This window comes from Salibacterium lacus, assembly GCF_042684865.1.
In the GTDB taxonomy this organism is placed as follows: domain Bacteria; phylum Bacillota; class Bacilli; order Bacillales; family Marinococcaceae; genus Salibacterium; species Salibacterium lacus.
Map to the genome: position 1 here is coordinate 1171583 of NZ_JBHUML010000002.1, position 22857 is coordinate 1194439.

At 48.8% G+C, this 22857-nt stretch carries 16 protein-coding genes and 1 other annotated feature; of the genes, 2 read left to right on the forward strand and 14 right to left on the reverse strand.

All coding sequences use genetic code 11. From position 1 onward, the window contains the following. Window positions 1-27 precede the first annotated feature (27 nt). The 3 genes from ACFSUB_RS06850 to spoVID form a co-directional block, all read right to left on the reverse strand. Window positions 28-1317 carry a bifunctional folylpolyglutamate synthase/dihydrofolate synthase gene (locus ACFSUB_RS06850; protein WP_380712445.1) on the reverse strand — a complete coding sequence of 430 codons (1290 nt, stop codon included), beginning with the start codon at window positions 1315-1317 and terminating at the stop codon, window positions 28-30. 27 nt (window positions 1318-1344) lie between these two features. Further along, window positions 1345-3987 (reverse strand): valine--tRNA ligase, encoded by a 2643-nt coding sequence (locus tag ACFSUB_RS06855; protein WP_380712446.1) that lies wholly within the window; start codon window positions 3985-3987, stop codon window positions 1345-1347. A 361-nt stretch (window positions 3988-4348) separates the two neighbouring features. Beyond that, window positions 4349-4569: a binding site (T-box leader), on the reverse strand. A gap of 428 nt (window positions 4570-4997) precedes the next feature. Then, the gene (gene spoVID, locus ACFSUB_RS06860; protein ID WP_380712447.1) at window positions 4998-6002 is read right to left on the reverse strand and encodes a stage VI sporulation protein D; all 1005 of its coding nucleotides are present in this window, start codon (window positions 6000-6002) and stop codon (window positions 4998-5000) included. Window positions 6003-6233: 231 nt separating this feature from the next. Between spoVID and ACFSUB_RS06865 the strand changes: the two genes are divergently transcribed. Next, a complete protein-coding gene (locus ACFSUB_RS06865) occupies window positions 6234-7544 on the forward strand; it encodes an MFS transporter (RefSeq protein WP_380712448.1) in 1311 nt (436 codons plus the stop codon). A 22-nt stretch (window positions 7545-7566) separates the two neighbouring features. Here ACFSUB_RS06865 and hemL read toward each other — a convergent pair whose 3' ends face one another. The 6 genes from hemL to hemA all read right to left on the reverse strand — a co-directional run bounded on the left by hemL (window position 7567) and on the right by hemA (window position 14017). After that, a complete protein-coding gene (hemL, locus tag ACFSUB_RS06870; protein WP_380712449.1) occupies window positions 7567-8856 on the reverse strand; it encodes a glutamate-1-semialdehyde 2,1-aminomutase in 1290 nt (429 codons plus the stop codon). A gap of 134 nt (window positions 8857-8990) precedes the next feature. Then, on the reverse strand, window positions 8991-9974 hold the full coding sequence (gene hemB / locus ACFSUB_RS06875) for a porphobilinogen synthase (protein ID WP_380712450.1): 984 nt from the start codon (window positions 9972-9974) through the stop codon (window positions 8991-8993). 15 nt (window positions 9975-9989) lie between these two features. Further along, on the reverse strand, window positions 9990-10748 hold the full coding sequence (locus ACFSUB_RS06880; protein WP_380712451.1) for a uroporphyrinogen-III synthase: 759 nt from the start codon (window positions 10746-10748) through the stop codon (window positions 9990-9992). After that, window positions 10745-11680, reverse strand: a complete 936-nt coding sequence (hemC, locus tag ACFSUB_RS06885; RefSeq protein ID WP_380713200.1) for a hydroxymethylbilane synthase — start codon at window positions 11678-11680, stop codon at window positions 10745-10747. The genes ACFSUB_RS06880 and hemC overlap by 4 nt, the downstream gene beginning before the upstream one ends. A gap of 94 nt (window positions 11681-11774) precedes the next feature. Further along, on the reverse strand, window positions 11775-12605 hold the full coding sequence (locus ACFSUB_RS06890) for a cytochrome C assembly family protein (RefSeq protein WP_380712452.1): 831 nt from the start codon (window positions 12603-12605) through the stop codon (window positions 11775-11777). A 17-nt stretch (window positions 12606-12622) separates the two neighbouring features. Continuing rightward, window positions 12623-14017 carry a glutamyl-tRNA reductase gene (gene hemA / locus ACFSUB_RS06895; RefSeq protein ID WP_380712453.1) on the reverse strand — a complete coding sequence of 465 codons (1395 nt, stop codon included), beginning with the start codon at window positions 14015-14017 and terminating at the stop codon, window positions 12623-12625. Window positions 14018-14268: 251 nt separating this feature from the next. Between hemA and ACFSUB_RS06900 the strand changes: the two genes are divergently transcribed. After that, entirely contained in the window at window positions 14269-14748 is a 480-nt protein-coding gene (locus ACFSUB_RS06900) for a hypothetical protein (protein ID WP_380712454.1), read from the forward strand. Window positions 14749-14762: 14 nt separating this feature from the next. Here the strand turns inward: ACFSUB_RS06900 and yihA are convergent, their stop codons facing one another. The 5 genes from yihA to tig all read right to left on the reverse strand — a co-directional run bounded on the left by yihA (window position 14763) and on the right by tig (window position 22849). Continuing rightward, window positions 14763-15344 carry a ribosome biogenesis GTP-binding protein YihA/YsxC gene (gene yihA, locus ACFSUB_RS06905; RefSeq protein ID WP_380712455.1) on the reverse strand — a complete coding sequence of 194 codons (582 nt, stop codon included), beginning with the start codon at window positions 15342-15344 and terminating at the stop codon, window positions 14763-14765. Continuing rightward, complete coding sequence (gene lon, locus ACFSUB_RS06910; RefSeq protein WP_380712456.1) at window positions 15331-17661, reverse strand: endopeptidase La; 2331 nt, start codon at window positions 17659-17661, stop codon at window positions 15331-15333. Before lon ends, yihA begins: the two co-directional genes overlap by 14 nt. A gap of 274 nt (window positions 17662-17935) precedes the next feature. After that, window positions 17936-19651 carry an ATP-dependent protease LonB gene (gene lonB / locus ACFSUB_RS06915; RefSeq protein ID WP_380712457.1) on the reverse strand — a complete coding sequence of 572 codons (1716 nt, stop codon included), beginning with the start codon at window positions 19649-19651 and terminating at the stop codon, window positions 17936-17938. A 185-nt stretch (window positions 19652-19836) separates the two neighbouring features. Beyond that, window positions 19837-21117, reverse strand: a complete 1281-nt coding sequence (gene clpX, locus ACFSUB_RS06920; protein WP_380712458.1) for an ATP-dependent protease ATP-binding subunit ClpX — start codon at window positions 21115-21117, stop codon at window positions 19837-19839. A 388-nt stretch (window positions 21118-21505) separates the two neighbouring features. Continuing rightward, window positions 21506-22849 (reverse strand): trigger factor, encoded by a 1344-nt coding sequence (tig, locus tag ACFSUB_RS06925; protein ID WP_380712459.1) that lies wholly within the window; start codon window positions 22847-22849, stop codon window positions 21506-21508. Window positions 22850-22857: the final 8 nt, after the last annotated feature.

Consider the following 22857-nt stretch of genomic DNA (forward strand, 5'->3'; position numbering starts at 1 on the left):
GGTTGTTGTCCGGGAGTTTTCGTTTGGTTATGCTTTCGCTGTAATCTCTGAAATAAAATACAGAGAGCCGGAAGCCACAACCAGATCACCCGGCGAAGCTTTTTGCTGTACATTTTCCCATGCGGTCTGCCAGTCCGGGAACGCTTTTGTATCCGGAACGGGGCTCTTGGCTGCGGTTTCTTCTGCCGATGCCGCCCTGAAGAAGTCGAAATCCGCCGCTGCCGCTGATTGAATGGGCAGTGTCTTTAAAGGTTCCAACAACACAGCAGGGTCCTTTTCCTGTGTCATACCGACAATCAGATGAAGGGGGCGTTCAGGAAAGTGATCCTCAAGTGCCTCGGCCAGACTTTCCATTCCTTCTTTATTATGAGCGCCGTCGAGCAGCAGCGGAGGTGTTGTTTCCCGGTAATCCATACGTCCGATCCAGTATGCTTTCTGAAGTCCGCGCCGTATGTGCTCCTCATCCACCGGAAGAGCGTAATACAGCATCAAATACCGAAATGCCATCAAGGCTGCTGCCGCATTTTTTGTTTGATGGCGGCCGAGCATGGAAATGTTTACATCCGGAATATGATTTAAAATGGACTGAAACGAAAAGGTCGATCCGGACGATTCCGCTTCTGCCTCTGTAACATGAAAATCACGATCGATCCGGTACAGTCTCGTCCGCGCATCTTCAGCGGTTTCTTCCAGAATCTCTGTCACTGCAGGATTCGTGTCACACGTAATAACCGGAACGCCCGACTTAATGATACCCGCTTTTTCGCGTGCGATCTCTTCGATCGTATCGCCGAGAATCGCCTGGTGGTCGTGGCCGACATTAGTTATGATCGTGATCATCGGATGTACCGCGTTTGTTGAATCCAGACGTCCGCCAAGGCCGACTTCCCAGACAACCACATCAGGATGCGCCGAAAAAGCAAAGTAATGCGCGGCAATCACGGTCAGTACTTCAAATTCTGTCGGCGGTCCAAAAGGGGTCTTTGCAACACTGTCAACAACCGGGCGGACAGCCTGTGCGCTTTTCAAAAAGTCTTCCTCTGATATTGGTTCCCCGTTAACAGCGATACGTTCCCTGAATTCATGCACATACGGGGAAGTGAAGGTCCCGCATACCAAATCGGCTTCTTTCATCGGTTCTTTCAAAAAGGCAGTTGTGGACCCTTTTCCGTTGGTTCCGCCGACATGAATATTTTTCAACCTCCGCTCTGGATTGCCGATACCCTCAAGCATCATGCGGACCCGGTCCAGACCGGGCCTGATGCCGCGTGCGCTCAATTCCTCAAGCCAGCTGAGGGCTTCTTTGTACGTCTGCATAACTGCATCCCTCTCGATTTCTTTCTATTATGCTTTCAATTCCTGAATCCGGGCTGTCACTTTCTCCCGTTTCTCCAGGTAATCTTTTTCTTTTTCGCGTTCCCCGGCGACGACGTTTTCCGGTGCTTTCCGGGTAAATCCTTCATTCGCCAGCTTTTTCTGAACCCGTTCCACTTCGTTATTGAGCTTTTCCTTTTCTTTTTCGAGGCGGGAGATTTCTTCCTCCAGATCAATCAGGCCGGCCAGCGGCATGTACAGCTCCGCTCCGCTGAGAACATGGGACACAGATTTTTCCGGTGCTTCCATATCAGGATCAATCGTAAGCTCACCGGCATTGCAGAATCGTTCAAGGTACGCGCGCCCGCGTTCCAGGCGGTCCTGCACAACGCTCGTCTGCGGTTTCATCTGCAGGTCGATTTCTTTACCCGGGGCGACGTTCATTTCCGCACGGGTATTACGGACCGAACGAATCACATGCTGAAGCAGTTCCACGTCATCCACTGATTCCGAATCCATCCATGCTTCATCGGCTTTTGGCCATGCTGCCACTGTGATGGATGAACCCTTGTGCGGGAGGTGCTGCCAGATTTCTTCTGTGATGAATGGCATGATCGGATGCAGCAGCCGCATCGTCTGTTCGAGTACGTGAGCAAGAACCGAGCGTGTTGTATGTCTTGCCGCTTCATCATCCCCGTACAAAGGAAGTTTAGCCATCTCAATGTACCAATCGCACACGTCATCCCATATGAAGTTGTATAAAAGACGCCCCACTTCACCGAATTCATAATTATCCATGAGCCGCGTCACATCACGGATGGTTTCCTCAAGACGCGTAAGAATCCAGCGGTCGGCCATTGTTTTGTCCCCATTCAGATCCATATCATCATACGTGAGGTCTCCCATATTCATGAGCGCAAACCGGGACGCGTTCCAGATCTTATTGGCAAAGTTCCAGTTCGCTTCGATCTTTTCCCAGTGAAAACGAAGATCGTTACCCGGGGTTGTTCCGGTAGCAAGGAAGAAGCGCAGCGCATCGGCGCCGTATTGGTCGATCACATCCATCGGGTCTACTCCGTTGCCGAGCGATTTACTCATCTTACGGCCTTCTGCATCCCGGACGAGACCGTGGATGAGAACATCTTTAAACGGTCGCTGTCCCGTGAATTCCAGACCTTGAAAGATCATGCGGGAGACCCAGAAAAAGATGATGTCATAGCCGGTGACAAGCACATTGGTTGGGTAAAAATGCTGAAAGTCCGGGTCTTCCCTGTCCGGCCAGCCCATCGTCGAAAACGGCCAGAGCGCAGAGCTGAACCACGTATCCAGCACATCTTCATCCTGCTCCCATTCTTCAGGATTGGACGGTGCTGTATGGCCGACATGCATTTCTCCTGTTTCCTTATGGTACCAGGCTGGAATCCGGTGGCCCCACCAGAGCTGACGGGAGATGCACCAGTCACGGATGTTGTCGAGCCAGTGCAGGTATGTTTTTTCAAACCGGTCCGGCACGAAGTGTACTTTTTCTTCTTGATTCTGAAGTTCCACCGCCTGCTCTGCCAGTGGTTTCATTTTCACAAACCACTGCGTGGAAAGATACGGCTCCACCACAGCACCGCTTCGCTCCGAGTGACCGACGGAGTGCTCATGGTCCTCAATCTGGAACAGTACACCGTCCTTCTGCAGATCGTTCACAAGCCGGGCGCGGCAGTCGAAGCGGTCAAGCCCCTGATACCTGCCCGCATTTTCATTCATCGTTCCGGATTCATCCATCACAAGAACGCGTTCCAGGTTATGCCGGTTCCCCATTTCAAAGTCGTTCGGATCGTGGGCCGGTGTGATTTTCACGGCACCCGATCCGAATTCCATATCCACATAATCATCGGCGATTATCTCTATTTCACGGCCGATAATTGGCAGAACAACAGTCTGCCCGATAAGATGGTTGTATCGCTCATCCTCCGGGTGCACGGCGACAGCGGTATCCCCAAGCATCGTTTCCGGTCTTGTCGTCGCGACTTCAATATGACCGTTTCCATTTTTCAGCGGATATTTCATGTGATAAAAGTGACCCTGAACATCTTTGTAGTCAACTTCAATATCGGAAAGGGCCGTCCGGGTATCCGGATCCCAGTTGATAATATACTGTCCGCGGTAAATCAAACCTTTATTGTAGAGGGAAACAAAAACTTCACGAACCGCTGTGGACAATCCTTCGTCCAACGTAAACCGCTCTCTGGAATAGTCCAGGGAAAGACCAAGTTTCGCCCACTGCTGCCTGATAAAATCAGCGTATTCTTCCTTCCATTCCCATGATTTTTCCAGGAAACCCTCGCGGCCGAGTTCATATCGGTCCATTCCTTCTTCTTTTAATCTTCCTTCCACTTTCGCCTGGGTGGCAATACCGGCGTGATCCATCCCCGGCAGCCAGAGCGTATCGTATCCCTGCATCCGCTTCAGACGGGATAGAATGTCCTGCAGCGTCGTATCCCAGGCGTGGCCGAGATGAAGCCTGCCGGTTACGTTCGGCGGCGGAATGACAATGGTAAAAGGCTCTTTGTCCCCTGTTCCTTCTGCTTCAAAATAGGACTGCTCCGTCCAGTATGGATACCACTTTGTTTCCGTGTCACGCGGGTCATATTTGGTCGGCATATCCGTATGTTGTTCCGTCATCACATTTCCTCCTCATATATTATATTTAAGCCTTTTTAAAAAGCTTATATTTCGTTTCTTCAAAAGTCTTGTTCATGCTTTGCTGATGGACGGCCACCGTTCCCATACCCTTCGCTTTCCGTGGGCAACGCTTCAGCCTCCTCGGGAGAAAATCGCTCCCTGCGGCGTCTTCAGCTGTTGCTTTTCCCACAGGAGTCTACGTGTATGTCCACGGTTGGCCGGCGCTTTTTTCCAAAATACAGCCTTGTCCCGAGATGTTTTTCTTGGACGTTTTTAGATATTTCCAGATAATGATCGCAGGATCATTTGGGACAATTCTTGTTATTTCTATTTCCGGCATAAAAAAATCCCTCCACCCTGTTCAAAGGACGAAGAGTCTCGCGGTACCACCTTTATTCACAGCTTTCCCTGCTGTGCGCTTCATCTGGATAACGGGGGCTCCGGCTTTTCCTACTGTCGTTTCAGAAAAGCAGCTCCAGGGCGACCTTCCGGATATCCTTCCTCAAAAAACCTCTCAGCCTCGGGTTTTTCTCTCTTTTTCAGGCGGAATGATCCGTACTCCTCCCTGTTGTTCGCAGTTTCTATAGTAAGTATAGTCATATTTTACGGGGAAAAGACTCTCTCGTCAAGGCGCATCCCTTCATGAAATGGAACCTTCTTCAAACGGCAACATTTCCAGAGAATCTGCATATGCATAGGAGAAGAGAAAACTATCCACCGTACAGAAAGGAGGATTTTCATGGGTTATCCCCCTTACCCAGGTCCACCGTGCCCCCCTCCCCGAAAACATAAAAAAAAGCACCACCATCACCGGCCGAAACCGAGGTGGTGGCGGAAATGGAAACTGGCTGTCATGCAGATACTTTTCGTCCTGATTATTTTCCAGATCATCCGTACGTTGATTTTTCCGACTACGTTTGACGTAATGCTTCTCTTTTTGCTGACCGGTGCTTATTTATGCTGCACGGTCACCCGCTGAGCATACGGATAATCCGTGCAGTCCGCCGGTATCAGGTGTTTTCCGGTCCGGGTGTGGAAACAGGAGCGGGAATATACAATATCTGCCCTTCCTCTACATGTTCATGATTCAGCCGGTTAAATCGGAGCAGATGTCCTGCCGTTGTATGATACCGCTGGGCAATCTGTTCGATGGATTCATTTTCCTGGATGATGCACATCTTCAGCCGGGAGAAATCTTCTTCTCCGCTGGTCATCATTTTCGTTAAATACAAGGCATTGTCATCCCTGTCCCCTGTCTGATCTGTTTCGTCCGGATCGCTGCTGTCTTCAGCCTCCATTTCCTCCGGCGGATCTTCGTCTCTGTTTGAATGTGCCGGCAGATGGTCCTCTTCTGTGTCACGTTTATAAAAAGACGTGACAATGTCTGATGCATCTTCCTCCGTTTCCATCTCTTCTTCTCTCTGCTGTGTATCTGACCACAGCTCTGTCTCTTTGTTGTCTTTTTCGCCGCCGGCCTGTTCATTGTCTTCTTTATTCTCCGGCCGGAATACATCTTCCATTTCCCACACCGGGAGGGGCTCAACAGCAGCTGGTTCCCCGGCTTCCTCTGTCTCTTCCTTATGCCCGCGTTCCTGCACCCCCGAAATACTTACATCCGCTGTCAATTGAATGCATCCGGGTTCGGGAAGGTCATAATCAAAGCTGTCAATCGTTACGTACACATCATCGAGATGATGAATCCGGTTCAGCGGGACCGTCACATCTACTGGAAAAAAGTGCTTCAATTCGCCGATCCCATCTTCTCTCCGATTATTTCTTTCAATGTAACGGGGAGCCGGCTCTCTCTCTGCCTCGCTCTCCTCATTTTCTGTCTCGGGATAATACTCCCCTTTCAGGTACAGGCCGCCTTTAATGTCGACATAATCATATTTTTCTTCAATTCTAATATCCGGATCCAATCCCAGTGACACCAATTCCTTGATCTTTTCGCCCTGATTCAGCCACACCGATTCTTCCAGACTGAACGTCAGCTCCGAAGAGTGTGCTTCTGTCATACACTGAGCCCTCCTTTGTATCAGGTTATGCGCAAGGTTGTCTTTATCATGAAAGCTTCAACCTTCATTCGTTATCCCTTTCACTATATGCCGTGTCCGTAAAAACTATGAATAGCAATCCCTGCTGCATTGTTTTTCATAGGACAGATTGATAGAATGTATTCGTGTATCCAAGCGATGGGTTCTCGTCCACCAGTGAGCGGGATATAAAAAAAGGGGATTAGGGATAAGATGAAATTTGCTGATAATAAGACGGTGCGCGGGCTCGGGAAAAATAAACTGCCCGTTCATCCGCCGTTTTTTTATGGTTGGCTGGTTGTTGCCATGGCGGCTCTGGGTGCCTTCTTCTCAGGGCCGGGACAAACATATTCTATTTCTGTATTTATGGACATTTACATTGAAGAGTTTGAAGGAAACCGCACGATGATTTCCAGTCTTTATTCGGCGGCTACTCTTACCGCCGGACTTCTGCTGTTTTTAACAGGACGTCTGATTGATAAAAAAGGACAGCGGTATACAACCGTTCTTGTCGGAACACTTCTTGGGGCAGCATGCTTTTGGAACAGTGCCATTATAGGACCGGTGATGATGTTTATCGGCTTTTTTATGCTTCGTCTTTTCGGACAGGGATCGATGACACTGGTACCAAATACTCTGGTTCCGCAGTGGTTTTCAAAACAGAGGGGGCGTGCCTTCAGTTTCATGACCCTTGGTGTTCTTGCCAGCGGTGCCGCCATGCCGCCTATTCATTTCTTTCTGATTGAGGTCGGCGGCTGGAGATTCGCATGGATGTTTTGGGGAACCATACTTCTTATCGTTTTTGTACCTGCGGCGTTTATTTTTATCCGGAACCGGCCGGAAGATGTTGGCCTGCTTCCAGATAATGACGGCCAAAACGGTAATATGGAGGAAGCAGCAGCTGCATCAGCGAAAGAGCGGGAAGAATCCTCCTGGTCGGTTGACGCCGCCATCCGTACGAAATCGTTTTGGTTTGCACTATTTTGCGCCGTCGTTCCCGCTTTGGTCAATACTGGTATTACAATTCACTTATTTTCGATTTTGGGAGAAAAGGGCATTGGGCGGCCGGTTATTGCGTTTCTGCTCAGTTTAATGCCAATCACGGCGTTTTTGTTCACCCTTGCGGCAGGTTTTGTCGTAGAACGGGTCAAACTCCATATGGTTTATTCCTTCAGTTTCCTTTTGAGCGCTTTAACCCTCATCCTTCTTGTATATGCACAAGCCGTTTGGAGCGTTGTTATTTTCATTGTGTTATGGGGCGTTTTTGACGGAATGACAAAAATCTGCAATAACATGATCTGGCCGGAATACTTTGGCCTTAATCATATCGGCAAACTGAAAAGTTTTGCTACAACTGCTATTGTTATAGGATCAGCGCTGGGTCCGCTTCCGTTCGGCATGGCCTTTGACTATTTTGGACAGTACAACGAGATTCTCTGGATGATGACCATTCTGCCTGTCACAGCCGCATTACTTGCCTTTGCCTCCCCGCCACCGCAAAAGAAGAGCAGCGCCGGAATGTAATCCGGGCGCTGCTCTTCTTTTTTTATGCCTTTATTTTAGAAAACGTCTTTTCTGCGGCGTCGATCGTTTTCTCAATGTCTTCTTCGCTGTGGGCTGTGGAAAGAAAGATTCCTTCAAACTGTGAAGGCGGCAGCGATATGCCCTGCTCCATCATTTCCCGGAAATAAGCGGCAAACATATGGAGATCCGATGTTTTTGCGGAAGCAAAATCGGTTACTTTTTCCTCTGTGAAGAAAAGCGTCGTCATCGCACCGGCACGGTTTACATGATGCGGTATCCCGTGTCTGGCGGCTGCTGCTTCGAGTCCATCGGCGAGCTGATCCCCAAGCTTGCGGAAACGCTCATAATCTGCCGGAGTCAGCTGGCTCAAGGTTTCATAGCCTGCTGTCATGGCAAGAGGGTTGCCTGACAACGTGCCGGCCTGATAAATCGAACCATCCGGAGCGATTTTTGCCATAATATCTTTGCGTCCGCCGTAAGCACCAACCGGCAGTCCTCCGCCGATTGTTTTGCCAAGACAAGTCAAATCCGGTGTGACGCCGAACTCTCCCTGCGCACTGTTGTAACCGACACGAAAACCGGTCATCACCTCATCAAAAATAAGGAGGCTTCCGTTTTCTTCCGTAATATCGCGGACACCCTGCAGAAAGCCTTCCTCAGGCAGTACAACGCCCATGTTTCCGGTGACCGGCTCCATAATGACGGCGGCGATTTCCTCCCCGTATTTCTCAAACGCGAGTTTTAAACTTTCCAGGTCGTTATACGGTACAGTCAGCGTATTGGAAGCAGTGCCGGACGGGACGCCGGGGCTGTCCGGCAGGCCGAGTGTTGCCACTCCGGATCCTGCTTTAATTAGAAGAGAATCCCCGTGTCCGTGGTAACAACCCTCCATTTTGACTATCTTATCGCGCCCGGTAAAACCACGGGCAAGCCGGAGCGCGCTCATGGTCGCTTCCGTGCCGGAGTTCACCATCCGTACGACATCAATCGAAGGTACCCGGTCAATAATGAGTTCAGCCAGTTTCGTCTCCATCTGATGGGAGGTACCGAAACTGGTCCCTTTTTCGACCGTCTTTTTCAGCTGTTCGACGACATGATCATCGGCATGGCCGCGGATCAGCGGTCCCCAGGACAGAACATAATCAATAAATTCATTGCCATCAAGATCCCACACTTTGGAACCTTTTCCTTCTTCAATGTAAACCGGCGGATGGCCGACGGAGTTATACGTACGAACCGGGCTGCTTACTCCGCCCGGCATAAGTGGTTCCGCTTTATCAAACGCCGCCTGGGACTTATCAAACGTTTTCATCTCCAACACTCCTTTACTATGCTTTCCCTTTTCCCCTTCCAGCTTATCAAATAAACCGATGACCTGTCCTCTCTTCCCCTTTTTTCATTATAAAAAAGGAGCTGTAATAAAAAGACAGCTCCCAGTAATTCGTGTTATTGTTCTTGATCTATCCAGGCGGCTGCATCTATCGCGAAGTAGGTTACAATGAGATCGGCGCCGGCTCGTTTCATGCTCGTCAGTTTTTCCATGACCACTTCTTTTTCATCAATCCAGCCGTTGGCAGCAGCAGCTTTTATCATGGCGTATTCACCGGATACATTATAAGCAACGACTGGTTTAGCTGTTTCATCTTTCACTTCGCGCACGACATCGAGGTAGGAAAGCGCCGGTTTCACAATGAGAAAGTCTGCCCCTTCCTCTACATCCGATGCTGCTTCCCGCAGTGCTTCCAACCGGTTCGGCGGGTCCATCTGATACGTTTTCCGGTCGCCGAAAGAAGGAGAGCTGTGCGCTGCATCCCGGAACGGACCGTAAAATGCAGAAGCGAATTTGACAGAATAAGACATGACCGGAATATTTGTGTACCCCGCTTCATCCAGGCCTTTGCGGATGGCAGCTGTAAAGCCGTCCATCATATTGGAAGGCGCGATGATATCAGCACCTGCATCAGCCTGGCTCACAGCGGTTTTAGTAAGCAGATCCAGTGAGGTATCATTGACAATCGTTCCGTGCTCAATAATGCCGCAGTGCCCGTGATCTGTATACTGACAGAGGCAGGTGTCTGCAATGACAGTTAAATCCGGGTGGGTCTGTTTGATTTGGCGGATCGCTTTCTGAACGATACCTTCTTCAGCATACGCCTGAGTTCCATTCTCGTCTTTATGCTCCGGAATACCGAACACGATGACAGCAGGAACGCCGGAAGACTCCAGCCGGTTCATCTCCTCACCGAGATGATCCAGCGACACCTGATACACCCCCGGCATCGAAGGTACTTCGTTCTTTATATCGCGGCCTTCGAGTACAAAAATAGGAAAAATGAGATCTTCTTTCTGCAGTACCGTTTCCCGTACCATTTTCCGTATGCCCGGGGTACGCCGCAGCCGGCGGTGCCGGTGAAATGTCAGCTCATTCATCACGTCATCCTCCTTTTAAAACACTGTTAATGTTCGCACGATACCCTCAACCGTGGATGGTTCCGCCGTTCTGCGGGAAATAAAGCCCTGCCTTGCTGCTTCTTTATCCGTGATCGATCCAATGCTCACCGTGTCCAGTTGTTTCCAGTCTTTCTCCGGAACGTTTCTCAGAAAATGAACAAAGGCTTTAACGGCCGAAGGACTTGTAAATGTTACATAATCCATCCGTCCCTCGTATACCCATGACACCAGCTTATCCTGGTTTTTAAACGCAGGAGCGCTTGTGTAAAGCGGGAGTTCATACACATCCGCCCCTGCTTCCTGAAGCATATCTACAATAACAGAGCGGGCTCGTGCACTTTTTGGAAAAAGAACCGTATCTCCCGGTTTCACTTGGCTGCGCAGCGTTTCGGCCAGGCCGTCTCCGTCATTAACCTCCGGAAGGACAGGATCAGGCCATCCTCTTCTACGCAGGGATTCTGCTGTTTTTTGCCCTACAGCTGCCGTCCGGCATGTTTTCGGAATGGTAATGGAACCTTCCGACAACAGTTCCGAAAAATAAGCCGGTGCGTTGGCGCTTGTGAAAACAACCCAGTCCCACGTTTTCTGTGCAGCACGTTTTTTCAACGCATCCCAGTCATTTGTGCGGACCGTTTCGATCATCGGCAGAACAAGAGCTGTCCCTCCCTCTGCTTCAATCAAACGCTTCAACACACCGCTCTGACCGGGAGGCCTTGTTACTAGAACACTTCTGCCGGCGAGGGCCTGTGTCATGTTTGATCCAGCTCGCTTTTTACTTTGTCGAGAATTTCTTTACCTCCCTGCTGCAGCAGTTCCTCTGCGGCCAGTTCCCCGACCGTTTCCGGTTCAGAGCCCCTCCGGGAAGTTTTAAGTATGGTCTCTCCGTCCGGAGATCCAATCATAGCCGTGAGGCTGATATCTCCATTGGATTCAAGCATGGCATAGCCGCCGATCGGCACCTGGCAGCCGCCCTCAACGGTCTGCAGAAATGCACGTTCCGCTCTCACACGCCTTGAGATAATCTCATCATTCAGTTCTGCCAGGACATCAAGAACTTCTTTGTCATCCTCCCTGCATTCCAGTCCGAGTGCACCTTGTCCAACCGCCGGAAGGCAGATATCAGGATCTAGATACTCTGTTACAATTTTTTCATCCCATCCCATGCGGGTAAGTCCGGCCGCGGCAAGAACGATGGCGTCAAAATCTTCTTCCCGCAGTTTGCGGAGACGCGTCTCTATATTGCCGCGGATCCACTGGACTTCTATATCAGGCCGTCTCGCCAGTATCTGAGAAGAACGGCGCAGGCTGCTCGTGCCGACCACAGCTCCTTCAGGCAGATCATCCAGCAGTACATTGTCTGCTGAAATCAGCACATCCCGCGGATCGACTCTGTTTGTAATGGCTCCCAGCGTAAAGCCTTCTTCCACTTCACCGGGAAGATCTTTCATGCTGTGGACCGCTATATCAATCTCGTTATTGGTGAGAGCTTCTTCAATTTCCTTGATGAAAAGCCCTTTCCCCCCTACTTTAGAGAGAGTTACATCAAGTATTTTATCCCCTTTTGTTACGATTTTCTTCGTATCAAAATGGTAGGGAAGACCACGTTGATTCAATTCATCAATGACCCATTCGGTCTGTTTCATGGCCAGGTTGCTTTTTCTTGTTCCGAGTACGATCGTGCGCATCATATACCTCCATCCGTTAAAACCGGGTGCCGGGGACTAATGTCTTTTCCATCCTGCACCAGAAGGAATACATCTATACATTGTCCCCTGTGTTTTAAAAATACCAGAAATGAAAATCAGTAAGTTCGCTTGATAGAAAATAGTTAATCAAAACGAACATAAACCCCGCTATATTAAACAGCGCCATATTATAGCCTCTACGATGGCGGACTGCCCATAGATAGAGATAAGCGCTGTACACAGCCAGCACGACAGCCGACCCGATGACTTTGGCATCAAGCCACGGCAGCTGGGAAAGCTGAATCGAGGCCCATACAAACCCAAGAATGAAGCCAAGCAGCATAAAAGGAACACCAAATGTTGTCATCCAGAAAATAAAGCGTTCCATTTTCGGAAGATTCTCCAGGCGCAGAAGCCGCTTGCCCCATCGTTTCTGTTTCAGCAGATGATGCTGGAAAACATACAGCGCCGCAAAAACAAAGGCTATGGTGAAGGCAGCGTAGCCTATCATAATAAGAGTCACATGAACAATCAGAAGCTCGGAGATAAGAAGCTCATTCAAATCCGACGGCACATCACCGCCCGGCGTAAATAAACTGAAAGCCATCATGACAAAACCTACGACATTAGTAAAAAACACCAGAAAGTCCACACGGAAAAACCAGTTAATAATCAGAGACAGACTCACGAGAAGCCAGGCATAAAAAAAGAGCCCTTCAAAAGGTGTAATGATGGGCAGTCTGTCATACTGAAGCGCTCGAATAACAAAAAACAGTGTCTGAAGCACCCATACGATAGAAAGCAACCAGAAGGCGGTCCGGTTCACCTTCCGGTTGTTCTGCAGAAAATCAATAAAATATCCGAGCACACTCAGACTGTACAGTACAATCGTTAAAGCATAAATAATGCCCGCAGAAGCAACCATTCGTGACAACTCCTCTCCTAGGAGTGGAAGCTGATATCCTGAGCGTAGGCATAAGGGGAAATCTGACGTTTCTTACGGCGGCCCCATTCCTGTTCCGCTTCTTCCACTTTTAACTGCTTCTCTTCGGCCTCTCTGGCCGCTTCCACTTCCTCATCCAGTCCGAATATTTCGGTGAACAATGCAAGCGACTCATCTGCATCAGGTTCTCCGGCCATTTCTTTCGCTCTTGTAATGGGTTCACGGAGCATCTGATTGACTATGCTCTTCGTATGCTTACGCAGCACCTTTTTGTCACGCTCCGATAAATCCGGAAGTTTGCGCTCCAGGCTGTCCATCGTTTCGGACTGGATGGACAACGCTTTCGTTCTCAGTGCGGAAATGACAGGTACTACACCAAGTGTGTGCACCCACTCTTTGAAAGAAACGAGTTCGTCCTGAATACCTGCTTCTATTTTTTCTGCTTCCATCTTTCGTTCTTCCATATTTGCCGCCACGATGCCCTGCAGGTCATCAATATCATACAGGAAGACATTGTCCAGCTTTTCCAGAGCGGGATCAAAGTCGCGTGGAACGGCAATATCCACCATGAAAAGCGGACGGCCGCGGCGCTGTTTCAGCACACTCTCCATCCATGTCTTATCTATCACATAATCACTGGAGCCTGTGGATGAAATAACAATATCCGCTTTTTCCATGTAGCGGCGCAGTTCTTCCATACTACCAGCCGTACCGAAAAACCGTTCCGCCAGTTCAGCGGCCTTGGCATACGTCCGGTTCAACACCGTCACCTCAGCTGCTCCACCTTCATAAAGGTGTTTAGCTGTCAATTCGCTCATGTCACCGGCGCCAAGCACCATAACATGCTTGTCCCGGAAATCACCGAGAATCTTTTTACCCAGTTCAACAGCGGCATAGCTGACCGAAACCGCATTATCATTAATCTCTGTCTCGTTGTGTGATTTCTTCGCAAACGTGACAGCCTGCCGGAACAGTTCATTCAGTACAGTTCCAGTGGCTTCCTCCTTCTGTGCGAGAAAAAAGCTGTCTTTTACCTGACCCAGAATCTGTGTCTCCCCAAGAACCATAGAGTCCAGCCCTGTGCTCACCCGGAAAAGGTGCTGTATCGCAGTATCATTTTCCCGGATATTCAGGTGAGCCCCGTACTCATCTATAGGAAGGCCGAACCATTCATACAGGAATTTCTTAATAAAATGACGTCCGGTATGCAGTTGATCGGCAACAACATAAATCTCCGTACGGTTACAGGTTGATACAATGGTACATTCCAATATGCTTTTCATGCTTCTAAGTTTCTGCAGCGCATCCGGCAGCGATTCTTCCTGAAACGCCAGCTGTTCTCTGATTTCGACAGGGGTCGTTTTATAATCAAAGCCGGCAACGATAATGTGCATGTTTTCTTCACCCCCGATTGCAGCGATGTCTCTCTCTTTTGTAAAGCGTCACACTTATACGTATACTTGTCTACACCTGACTATTATATCATGCCCGCCATGCACATGAATAATGAAATGTGAACAGCTCCTGACTTTTGATTCCTTGTATGATTCCTTATACAGAAGCCGGCAGGACCGGCTGAGGTTTATATTGTTTTATGATATCATAAATAATCGACATAATTCTAATGACTTGATGGAGGATACATATGAAAAAGCAGAGCATTTTTTATGGTATCATTGTTTCCGGGCTTGCCCTGATGCTTATGGTCGAAAACTGGGAGCTTACCGCAGGCGGACTGTGGACTGCCTGGCCCATACTGCTTCTGGTTTCGGGGACCGCTTTTCTTTTGGAAAGCATCAGCGGGCGTATTCCGCTTTCTTTTCTTCCGGGAGTGCTGCTGTTATTATTCGGAGGTCACTTTTATCTCCTGCAGTTCACCGCATTCTGGCCCGACCACACCGGCATGTATTTTCTGTACTTTGGAACCGCTTTTCTTGCCGACTCGCTGAAAACGAGAAATTCCGGCTGGTTCACAGGGGTTCTGCTCTCCATTTTCGGTGCCGGCTTCCTGTACAGTTCTGTACTCAGACAGACGGCGGGACCGCATGCATCCTATGTTATAGAGATGTTCGGTCCCTTACTGCTTCTTGGCTTCGGTCTTTATATGGCTATTGTGCGAAAATAGAAAAAAAGACGCACTTACACCATAGCCTGGATTAATTTCCAGGCATCTTCTTTCCCCTGCGCCGTTTCTGCTGAAAACAGGACAATATCATCTGCTTTCTCCAGCTCCAGTGTTTCTCTGATGTGCTTGACGTGTTTCGGACGTTTGTTTTTTGATACTTTATCGGCTTTTGTCGCAATGACAAGAACGGGCAGTTCAAACTGTTTAAGATACTTGTACATCTGAATGTCCAGCGCGCTCGGCGAGTGTCTCGAGTCGACAATCATCGCCACTCCGCGCAGGTTTTCTCTGGAGGAAAAGTACGTCTCCATCATTTTTCCCCATGCCGACCGCTCCGATTTTGAAACTTTGGCATAGCCGTAGCCTGGTACATCCACAAACATCAGCTTACCTTCGAGTTCATAAAAATTCAGTGTCTGCGTTTTTCCCGGCTTATTTGAAGTCCGGGCCAGGTTTTTGCGTGTAACCAGTGTGTTAATAAATGATGATTTCCCGACGTTGGAGCGTCCCGCCAGAGCAATCTCGGGCAGACCATTCTTTGGATACTGATCCTGCCGGACAGCACTAATCAAGAGCTCCGCTTCATTTACTTTCATTTTCCTCCCCCAATGCATATGCCAATACTTCATCCAGATGTGAAACCGTAATAAAGGTAAGACCTTTTCTTACACTTTCCGGTACATCTTCAATATCTTTTTTGTTTTCTTCCGGTATAATAATAGTTTCAAGACCTGCACGGTGCGCGCTCATTGCTTTTTCTTTCAGGCCGCCGATTGGCAGCACCCGTCCCCGCAGGGTGATTTCCCCGGTCATACCTACTTCTTTTTTGACAACTCTTTTTGTCAGCGCCGAAATCAGGGCCGTTGCCATCGTTATACCTGCGGAAGGCCCGTCTTTTGGAGTCGCCCCTGCAGGTACGTGAATGTGGATATCATATTTTTCGTGGAAATCCTCGTCAATCTTCAACTCCTCCGAACGCGAACGGATATAACTGAATGCAGCCTGGGCTGATTCTTTCATTACATCACCGAGTTTTCCTGTCAGAGTCAGCTCTCCTTTGCCCTGTGCAAGCGACACTTCAATGGAAAGCGTGTTTCCTCCGGCTGTTGTATAGGCAAGACCTGTAGCCGCCCCGATCTGGTCGGTTTCTTCTGCTTTTCCGTATCTGTATTTAGGCTGTCCAAGCATATCTTCTATCGTATTCACGGTCACAATGACTCGTTTACGCTCTCCGGAAATGATACGTTTCACTGCTTTCCGGCAGACGTTGGCGATTTCCCGTTCAAGACTCCGCACTCCTGCTTCTCTCGTATAGTAACGGATGATTTTCAGAAGGGCGTCTTCCTTAAATTGAATTTTTCCTTTCGACAATCCATGCTCTGCCGTCTGTTTCGGGAGCAGGTGGTTTTTGGCAATTCCCAGTTTTTCCACTTCCGTATAGCCGGCAATCGAAATAAACTCCATTCTGTCAAGAAGAGGCTCGGGAATCGTGGACACGTTGTTGGCCGTCGTGATGAACATCACTTTGGATAAATCATACGGTTCTTCAATGAAATGATCACTAAACGAGTTGTTCTGTTCCGGATCCAGCACCTCGAGCATTGCCGCAGAAGGATCACCACGGAAATCGCTGGCCATTTTATCGATTTCATCAAGCAGAAATACCGGGTTGGTCGAGCCGGCCTTTTTCATGCCCTGAATAATCCTCCCCGGCATCGCTCCTACATAGGTGCGGCGGTGGCCGCGGATTTCCGCTTCATCCCGTACGCCGCCAAGGGACATCCGTACGAAATTCCGTTCCAGCGCGCGTGCGACAGAACGAGCAAGCGATGTCTTCCCGACTCCAGGCGGACCGGTAAGACATAGAATCGGCCCTTTCAGGGACTGGGTCATCTCCTGCACAGCAAGATATTCAAGAACCCGTTCTTTCACCTGGTCGAGACCGTGGTGGTCTTCATCGAGAATATCCTGGGCGTGGTTGATATCCAGACGGTCTTCGGTTTCCTCCGTCCACGGAACGACAGTAAGCCATTCGATATAATTGCGGATAACCGAACTCTCTGCCGAAGAAGACGGCATTTTTTCGTAACGGTCCATTTCTTTATAGGCTTTTTCCTTCACATTTTCCGGCATGCCGGCGTCTTCTATTTTTTGTTTAAGCTCCTCTACTTCCCCTGTCTTGCCATCTTTATCGCCGAGTTCTTTCTGAATGGCTTTCATCTGCTCCCGGAGATAGTACTCTTTCTGTGTCTTTTCCATGGATTTTTTCACGCGCTGCCCGATTTTCTTTTCGAGGCCCAGGACCTCTTTTTCATTATTGAGCGTTTCCAGTATTTTCATCAGACGGTCATGCACCGGTACCGTCTCAAGAAGCTTCTGTTTCTCCGCGATTTTCAAAGGGAGGTGGGATGAAACGACATCCGCCAGCCGCGCCGGTTCTGCAATATCCTGTACGGACTGCAGGGTTTCATTCGATACCTTTTTGGAGATCGACACATACTGCTCAAACTGTTCTATCACATTGCGCATCAAAGCCAGTTCTTCAGAGTCATACTCATTTTCTTCGTTTTCGAGCCTTTTCATTTCCACTTCAAAATAATCTTCCCGCTCTAAAAAGCGGCTGATTTCCGCTCGTGCCAGTCCTTCTACGAGTACACGGATTGTTCCATTCGGCAGCTTCAGCATCTGTTTCACTTTCGCATGCGTACCAATATGATACATATCCTGTTCACTCGGCTCGTCAATGGATAAATCAATCTGGCTGGTCAGCATAATTTCGCTGTCATCAACCATTGCCTGTTCCAGAGCCTGCACCGATTTTTCACGGCCGACATCCAGATGCAGTACCATCGTCGGAAATACAAGAAGTCCCCGCAGCGGAAGCAGCGGAATCTTTCGGTTTTCTTGTTCCACCGGCAATACCTCCATTTTTTTCAGTTCATTTCCATCACTGTAGATATGTAAAAAAAGAAAAGCGCAGGCATCCTGGACACGGACCTTATAACGCTGCAATTTATATATTTTCTGCCTATCCGGAAAATCCGGAAGGAAAGAAAAAGTATCCTCTTCCCTTTTTAAAAAAAGACCCGCTTCCTTTCATCTTGCTTCGTCGCGGGCCTGTTTCTCTATAAAACAGCACAGCATCGTGCGCTTTTTCTTTTCTACTGCATGATGGTTTCATTTTATCCTATTTTTCATTCATTTGTCTAATTCCGGATTCCCCGGTTTCATGATAGGAAATCGGGGAATCACCGGACGGTATGGCGAACCCGGGAGCGGTCTCTTCTGCCTCTTCATCGGGAAGGAGTGCTTTTTTCAGCAGTTCTTCCACCCGCGCTACAGGAATAACCGTACCCTGTTCCTGCTCGTGAAAGGAGGAGCGGTCATTCTCTTGCGGGATGAACACCACCTGTGCCCCTGCCTTAAATGCTGCATCAATTTTTTCCGGCACTCCTCCGACGGGTTTTATATCCCCCCGTACTCCAACCTCTCCTGTTACAGCTGTGAGCGGCTTTACTTTCACCTGCTTCACCGCTGAGTAAACAGCAAGCAGAATGGCTGAACCGGCTGAAGGACCATCGACTGGAATCCCCCCGGGAAAATTTACGTGAATATCATATTCCTTCACCGGCAGATGCATCGTCTGGAGCACCGTAACTACATTTTCGACTGAACTTTTAGCCAGGCTTTTCCTGCGGGTGGAATAAACAGGCGTTCCGTGATTTTCTTCTTCCATGATTCCGGTTACTGTGACGTTACCCGGGTAGGTGCCTTTTTTCGCCGCGGATTCAATATCAAGGATCATACCGGCTCCAGCCGCCGTTACGGCAAGCCCGTTCACTATTCCGACAAAGCGCTTGTGCTGCATAGACCGGCCTGGTTTTGGTTCCAGCCGTCCTGCCTGCAGGACCCACTCTATATCATTTGGCCCCAGCACAGTGCGTTTGTCTTCCTTAGCCGCCCCTGCCGCAATCTGCACGATATGAACTGCTTCCCGGCCGTTACCGGCAAAGCGGGAAATTAAATACAACGCTTCTTCGGTAAGCTGAACCCCGCTCTTTTCCCCGGCCTGAAATGCAATCTCCCGAACCTCTGAGTCATCCAGCGGCCGGAAGTATATTTCCATGCAGCGGGAACGCAGCGCGGCAGGCAGCTCATGCGGCTGCCTTGTCGTCGCTCCTACAAGGCGGAAGTCGGCCGGCAGTCCATTGTTAAAAATGTCATGGATATACGTTGGAATCTGCGGATTGCTTTCACTGTAATACGCACTTTCCAGAAACACTTTCCGGTCTTCCAGTACTTTCAGCAGTTTATTCAGCTGTATGCTGTGCAGTTCGCCTATCTCGTCGATAAACAGCATACCGCCGTGAGCCTTTGTAACTGCCCCCTGCTTGGGCTGGGGGACCCCCGCCTGGCCCATTGCCCCTGCGCCCTGGTAAATCGGGTCATGCACCGATCCGATCAAAGGATCGGCAATACCGCGTTCATCAAAACGGGACGTTGCTCCATCTATTTCCACAAACGCGGCATCTCTCTTAAACGGAGAAGCCGGATTGCGTGCAGCGGCTTCAAGCACGAGCCTGGCCGCTGCCGTTTTGCCAATGCCGGGCGGTCCGTACAGCAGAACATGCTGCGGGTTCTCTCCGCACAGCGCTGCTTTGAGCGCTTTGATTCCTTCTTCCTGCCCGATGATATCAGTTAATGCTGCAGGACGGGCTTTTTCTGTCAACGGCTGGGACAGCGAAATAGAACGCATCCGGCTGAGCTGTTCAATTTCTTTTTTGGAATCCCGTTGAACCGCTGTTTTACCTGCACGCTGCTGCCTGAGCAGATTCCAGAAGTAAAGTCCGATAACGACCCCGAATATCATTTGAACAATAAGTACTACCATCATCAGATTCATTTGCTTTAAGCCTCCTTGCCGTCTTCCCTGATTTAGTATGCCGCTGTCTGCCATTGAACATGCAAAGCGGAGGGTTTCTTTTCAGGAAGTGTGCGGTTTGGAGGCTTCCTTGTCTTTCCACATGCCGGAGGCCGATAAAAGTGAACGGTCCAGCCGAGCTTCGGCTGGACCGTTCTGCCTTAATTTCAGGCGCTTTCTCTAGGTGCTTTGCTTTCCAGATAAACTTCTTTGCCGTCGTGTGTTTTAAGAACCGGAGATACATCATCGGTTACAGCTTCTGCTGTAATGGTACAGACAGCAATGTTTTCTTTATTCGGAAGATCATACATGATGTCGAGCATGATGCCTTCAATAATGGAACGAAGACCACGGGCTCCGGTTTTGCGCTCGATAGCTTCGCGGGAAATTTCGCGGAGAGCTTCATCTGTGAATTCCAGTTCCACGTCATCCATTTCGAGAAGCTTCTGGTACTGCTTCACAAGTGCATTCTTCGGCTGCGTGAGGATATCTACGAGCGCATTTTCGTCAAGTTCGGAAAGGCTCGAAATAACCGGAAGGCGTCCGATGAATTCCGGAATCAAACCGTAGCGGAGAAGATCTTCCGGAAGAATACGGCTCATATATTCATCTTTGTCCATATCGGCTTTTTCCGATTCAGAACCGAAACCAATTACCTGTTTACCAAGGCGTTCCTGCACAATCTGATCAATCCCGTCGAATGCGCCGCCGCAGATAAAGAGAACGTTCGATGTGTCAATTTGAATGAACTCCTGATGAGGGTGTTTACGGCCGCCCTGCGGAGGAACGCTTGCCGTTGTCCCTTCAAGAATTTTCAGGAGCGCCTGCTGCACGCCTTCTCCGGAAACATCTCTTGTGATGGATGGATTCTCTGATTTACGGGCTACTTTATCAATCTCATCGATATAAATAATCCCTTTTTCAGCTTTCTCCACGTCATAATCGGCTGCCTGAAGCAGTTTCAGCAGAATGTTTTCCACGTCTTCTCCGACATAGCCGGCTTCAGTCAGTGATGTAGCATCCGCCATGGCAAACGGAACGTTCAGTATTCTTGCAAGCGTCTGTGCCATCAACGTTTTTCCGCTTCCGGTAGGTCCGATCATACAGATGTTACTTTTAGCAAGTTCTACATCACCCTGCTGTTTCGCTGCTGCGGAGTTCACCCTTTTATAGTGGTTGTAGACCGCTACAGCCAGAGAACGTTTCGCTTTTTCCTGACCGATGACATAATCGTCAAGCGTCACATTGATCTCATTTGGTTTCGGAAGTTCTTCGAGTTCCACTTCCTCTTCTGTGCCAAGTTCTTCTTCTACAATTTCCGTACACAGCTCGATGCATTCATCGCATATATAAACGCCGGGTCCAGCGACTAATTTTCTCACCTGGTCCTGTGTCTTTCCGCAGAAAGAACATTTCAATTGTCCTTTCTCTTCGTTGAACTTAAACATTTTCTCACCCCTTACATGGATATTGTACACGAACTTTTCCGTTTCAGTACAATCATTTGAATGGTTTCCATGTTATACCGAACTTTTTCTTCGAGTACATAATGACCATAGTATATGATTATGTTCTGCATTGTATCATACACTCTGGCCCGACTTGAAACAATACGGCTGGAAAAACGGATATTATGCCGCATCTTATGTAGAAACACCTCTTATATCATAGACACTTTCCTCATATATATTCAACCATGAAGTGCAGCATTCCTTCTTTTTTCACAAAATTAATGATATGCCAGACCTTTTTCCGCCCGGACGGCCTCCGGTTTTTTATTTCTTGTGTTATGAAAAACCCTAAAAGCTTCATCACGCTTTTAGGGTTTAATTTACTTTATTCGGTCTCTTCTGCTTCGCTCTCATTTTCTTCGGACTTCGGCACGGTCTTGCTGTTTTCTACGAGAAAGTCAATCGCCTTCTGAATCTTGAGATCGTCTTTCAGCGCATCCGTACCGCCCTGCATAGCGAGAAGCTGCCGGATTTCTTCTTTATCCCGCTGATACGTGCCGGCCATCTTGTCCAGTTCTTTTTCCACGTCATCGTCGTCAGCTTCGACGTTTTCCGCTTCTGCCACAGCTTCAAGAGTGAGGTTCATTTTCACCCGTTTTTCCGCTTCGCCTTTGAACTGTTCTTTCATGCCTTCTTCGTCCGTACCTGCTACTTGATAATACATATCAAGAGACATGCCCTGTGACTGCAGGCGTTGATCGAATTCCTGCATCATGCGGTCTGATTCTGAGGAAATCATCGCATCCGGAATATCGGCAGAAGCATTTTCCGCCGCTTTTTCAACGACTGTATCACGTTCATGATGTTCTTTTTCATGCTCTTTATCATGCTTGAGCTTGTCTTCCTGTTTTTTCTTCAGTTCATCAAACGTCTCGACGTCTTCATCCACATCTTTAGCGAATTCGTCGTCCATTTCAGGAAGTTCTTTGCGTTTGATATCGTGAATCTTCACAGAAAACACAGCTTCTTTTCCGGAGAGTTCCTCTGAATGATACTCTTCCGGGAAGGTAATCGTAATATCTCTTTCCTCACCAGGAGTCATGCCGGTGATCTGTTCTTCAAACCCGGGAATAAACTGACCGGATCCGATTTCGAGCGAATAATTCTCCGCTTCGCCGCCTTCAAACGCTTCACCGTCTACATAACCTTTGAAGTCCATGACAACGGTATCTCCGTCCTGCACTTCACCGTCCTCAACAACAACAAGCTCTGCCTGCTGTTCCTTGAGTTTGTCGAGTTCTGCCTGTACGTCTTCTTCAGAAACGGAAGTGTCGAATTCTTCCACTTCCAGCTCTTTATACTGACCCAGCTCTACTTCCGGTTTTACGGTAACGGTTGCTTTGAAGACCAGATTTTTTCCTCTTTCAATTTCTTCAATATTAATATCCGGCTGATCGACCGGTTCAATCTGCGTTTCCTGGACAGCTTCGGAATAAGCCTCCGGCAGTACAATATCCACTGCATCCTGATAAAGAGACTCTACACCAAAACGCTGTTCAAACAACTTGCGTGGTATCTTCCCCTTACGGAAACCAGGAACATTCACCTCTTTTCTTACTTTTTGAAACGCCTGATCGAGTGCTTCATCAAATCTTTCGGAATCGACTTCGATTGTCAGGACGCCCTGGTTCCCTTCTTGTTTTTCCCAATTGGCATTCTCAGCGCTCATTTATCTTT

What these genes read in the sequence shown, in the direction of transcription:
- ACFSUB_RS06850 (WP_380712445.1), bottom strand. Translation starts at nt 1,317, where the DNA reads ATGCAGACGTACAAAGAAGCCCTCAGCTGGCTTGAGGAATTGAGCGCA.
- ACFSUB_RS06855 (WP_380712446.1), bottom strand. Translation starts at nt 3,987, where the DNA reads ATGACGGAACAACATACGGATATGCCGACCAAATATGACCCGCGTGAC.
- spoVID (WP_380712447.1), bottom strand. Translation starts at nt 6,002, where the DNA reads ATGACAGAAGCACACTCTTCGGAGCTGACGTTCAGTCTGGAAGAATCG.
- ACFSUB_RS06865 (WP_380712448.1), top strand. Translation starts at nt 6,234, where the DNA reads ATGAAATTTGCTGATAATAAGACGGTGCGCGGGCTCGGGAAAAATAAA.
- hemL (WP_380712449.1), bottom strand. Translation starts at nt 8,856, where the DNA reads ATGAAAACGTTTGATAAGTCCCAGGCGGCGTTTGATAAAGCGGAACCA.
- hemB (WP_380712450.1), bottom strand. Translation starts at nt 9,974, where the DNA reads ATGAATGAGCTGACATTTCACCGGCACCGCCGGCTGCGGCGTACCCCG.
- ACFSUB_RS06880 (WP_380712451.1), bottom strand. Translation starts at nt 10,748, where the DNA reads ATGACACAGGCCCTCGCCGGCAGAAGTGTTCTAGTAACAAGGCCTCCC.
- hemC (WP_380713200.1), bottom strand. Translation starts at nt 11,680, where the DNA reads ATGCGCACGATCGTACTCGGAACAAGAAAAAGCAACCTGGCCATGAAA.
- ACFSUB_RS06890 (WP_380712452.1), bottom strand. Translation starts at nt 12,605, where the DNA reads ATGGTTGCTTCTGCGGGCATTATTTATGCTTTAACGATTGTACTGTAC.
- hemA (WP_380712453.1), bottom strand. Translation starts at nt 14,017, where the DNA reads ATGCACATTATCGTTGCCGGCTTTGATTATAAAACGACCCCTGTCGAA.
- ACFSUB_RS06900 (WP_380712454.1), top strand. Translation starts at nt 14,269, where the DNA reads ATGAAAAAGCAGAGCATTTTTTATGGTATCATTGTTTCCGGGCTTGCC.
- yihA (WP_380712455.1), bottom strand. Translation starts at nt 15,344, where the DNA reads ATGAAAGTAAATGAAGCGGAGCTCTTGATTAGTGCTGTCCGGCAGGAT.
- lonB (WP_380712457.1), bottom strand. Translation starts at nt 19,651, where the DNA reads ATGAATCTGATGATGGTAGTACTTATTGTTCAAATGATATTCGGGGTC.
- clpX (WP_380712458.1), bottom strand. Translation starts at nt 21,117, where the DNA reads ATGTTTAAGTTCAACGAAGAGAAAGGACAATTGAAATGTTCTTTCTGC.
- tig (WP_380712459.1), bottom strand. Translation starts at nt 22,849, where the DNA reads ATGAGCGCTGAGAATGCCAATTGGGAAAAACAAGAAGGGAACCAGGGC.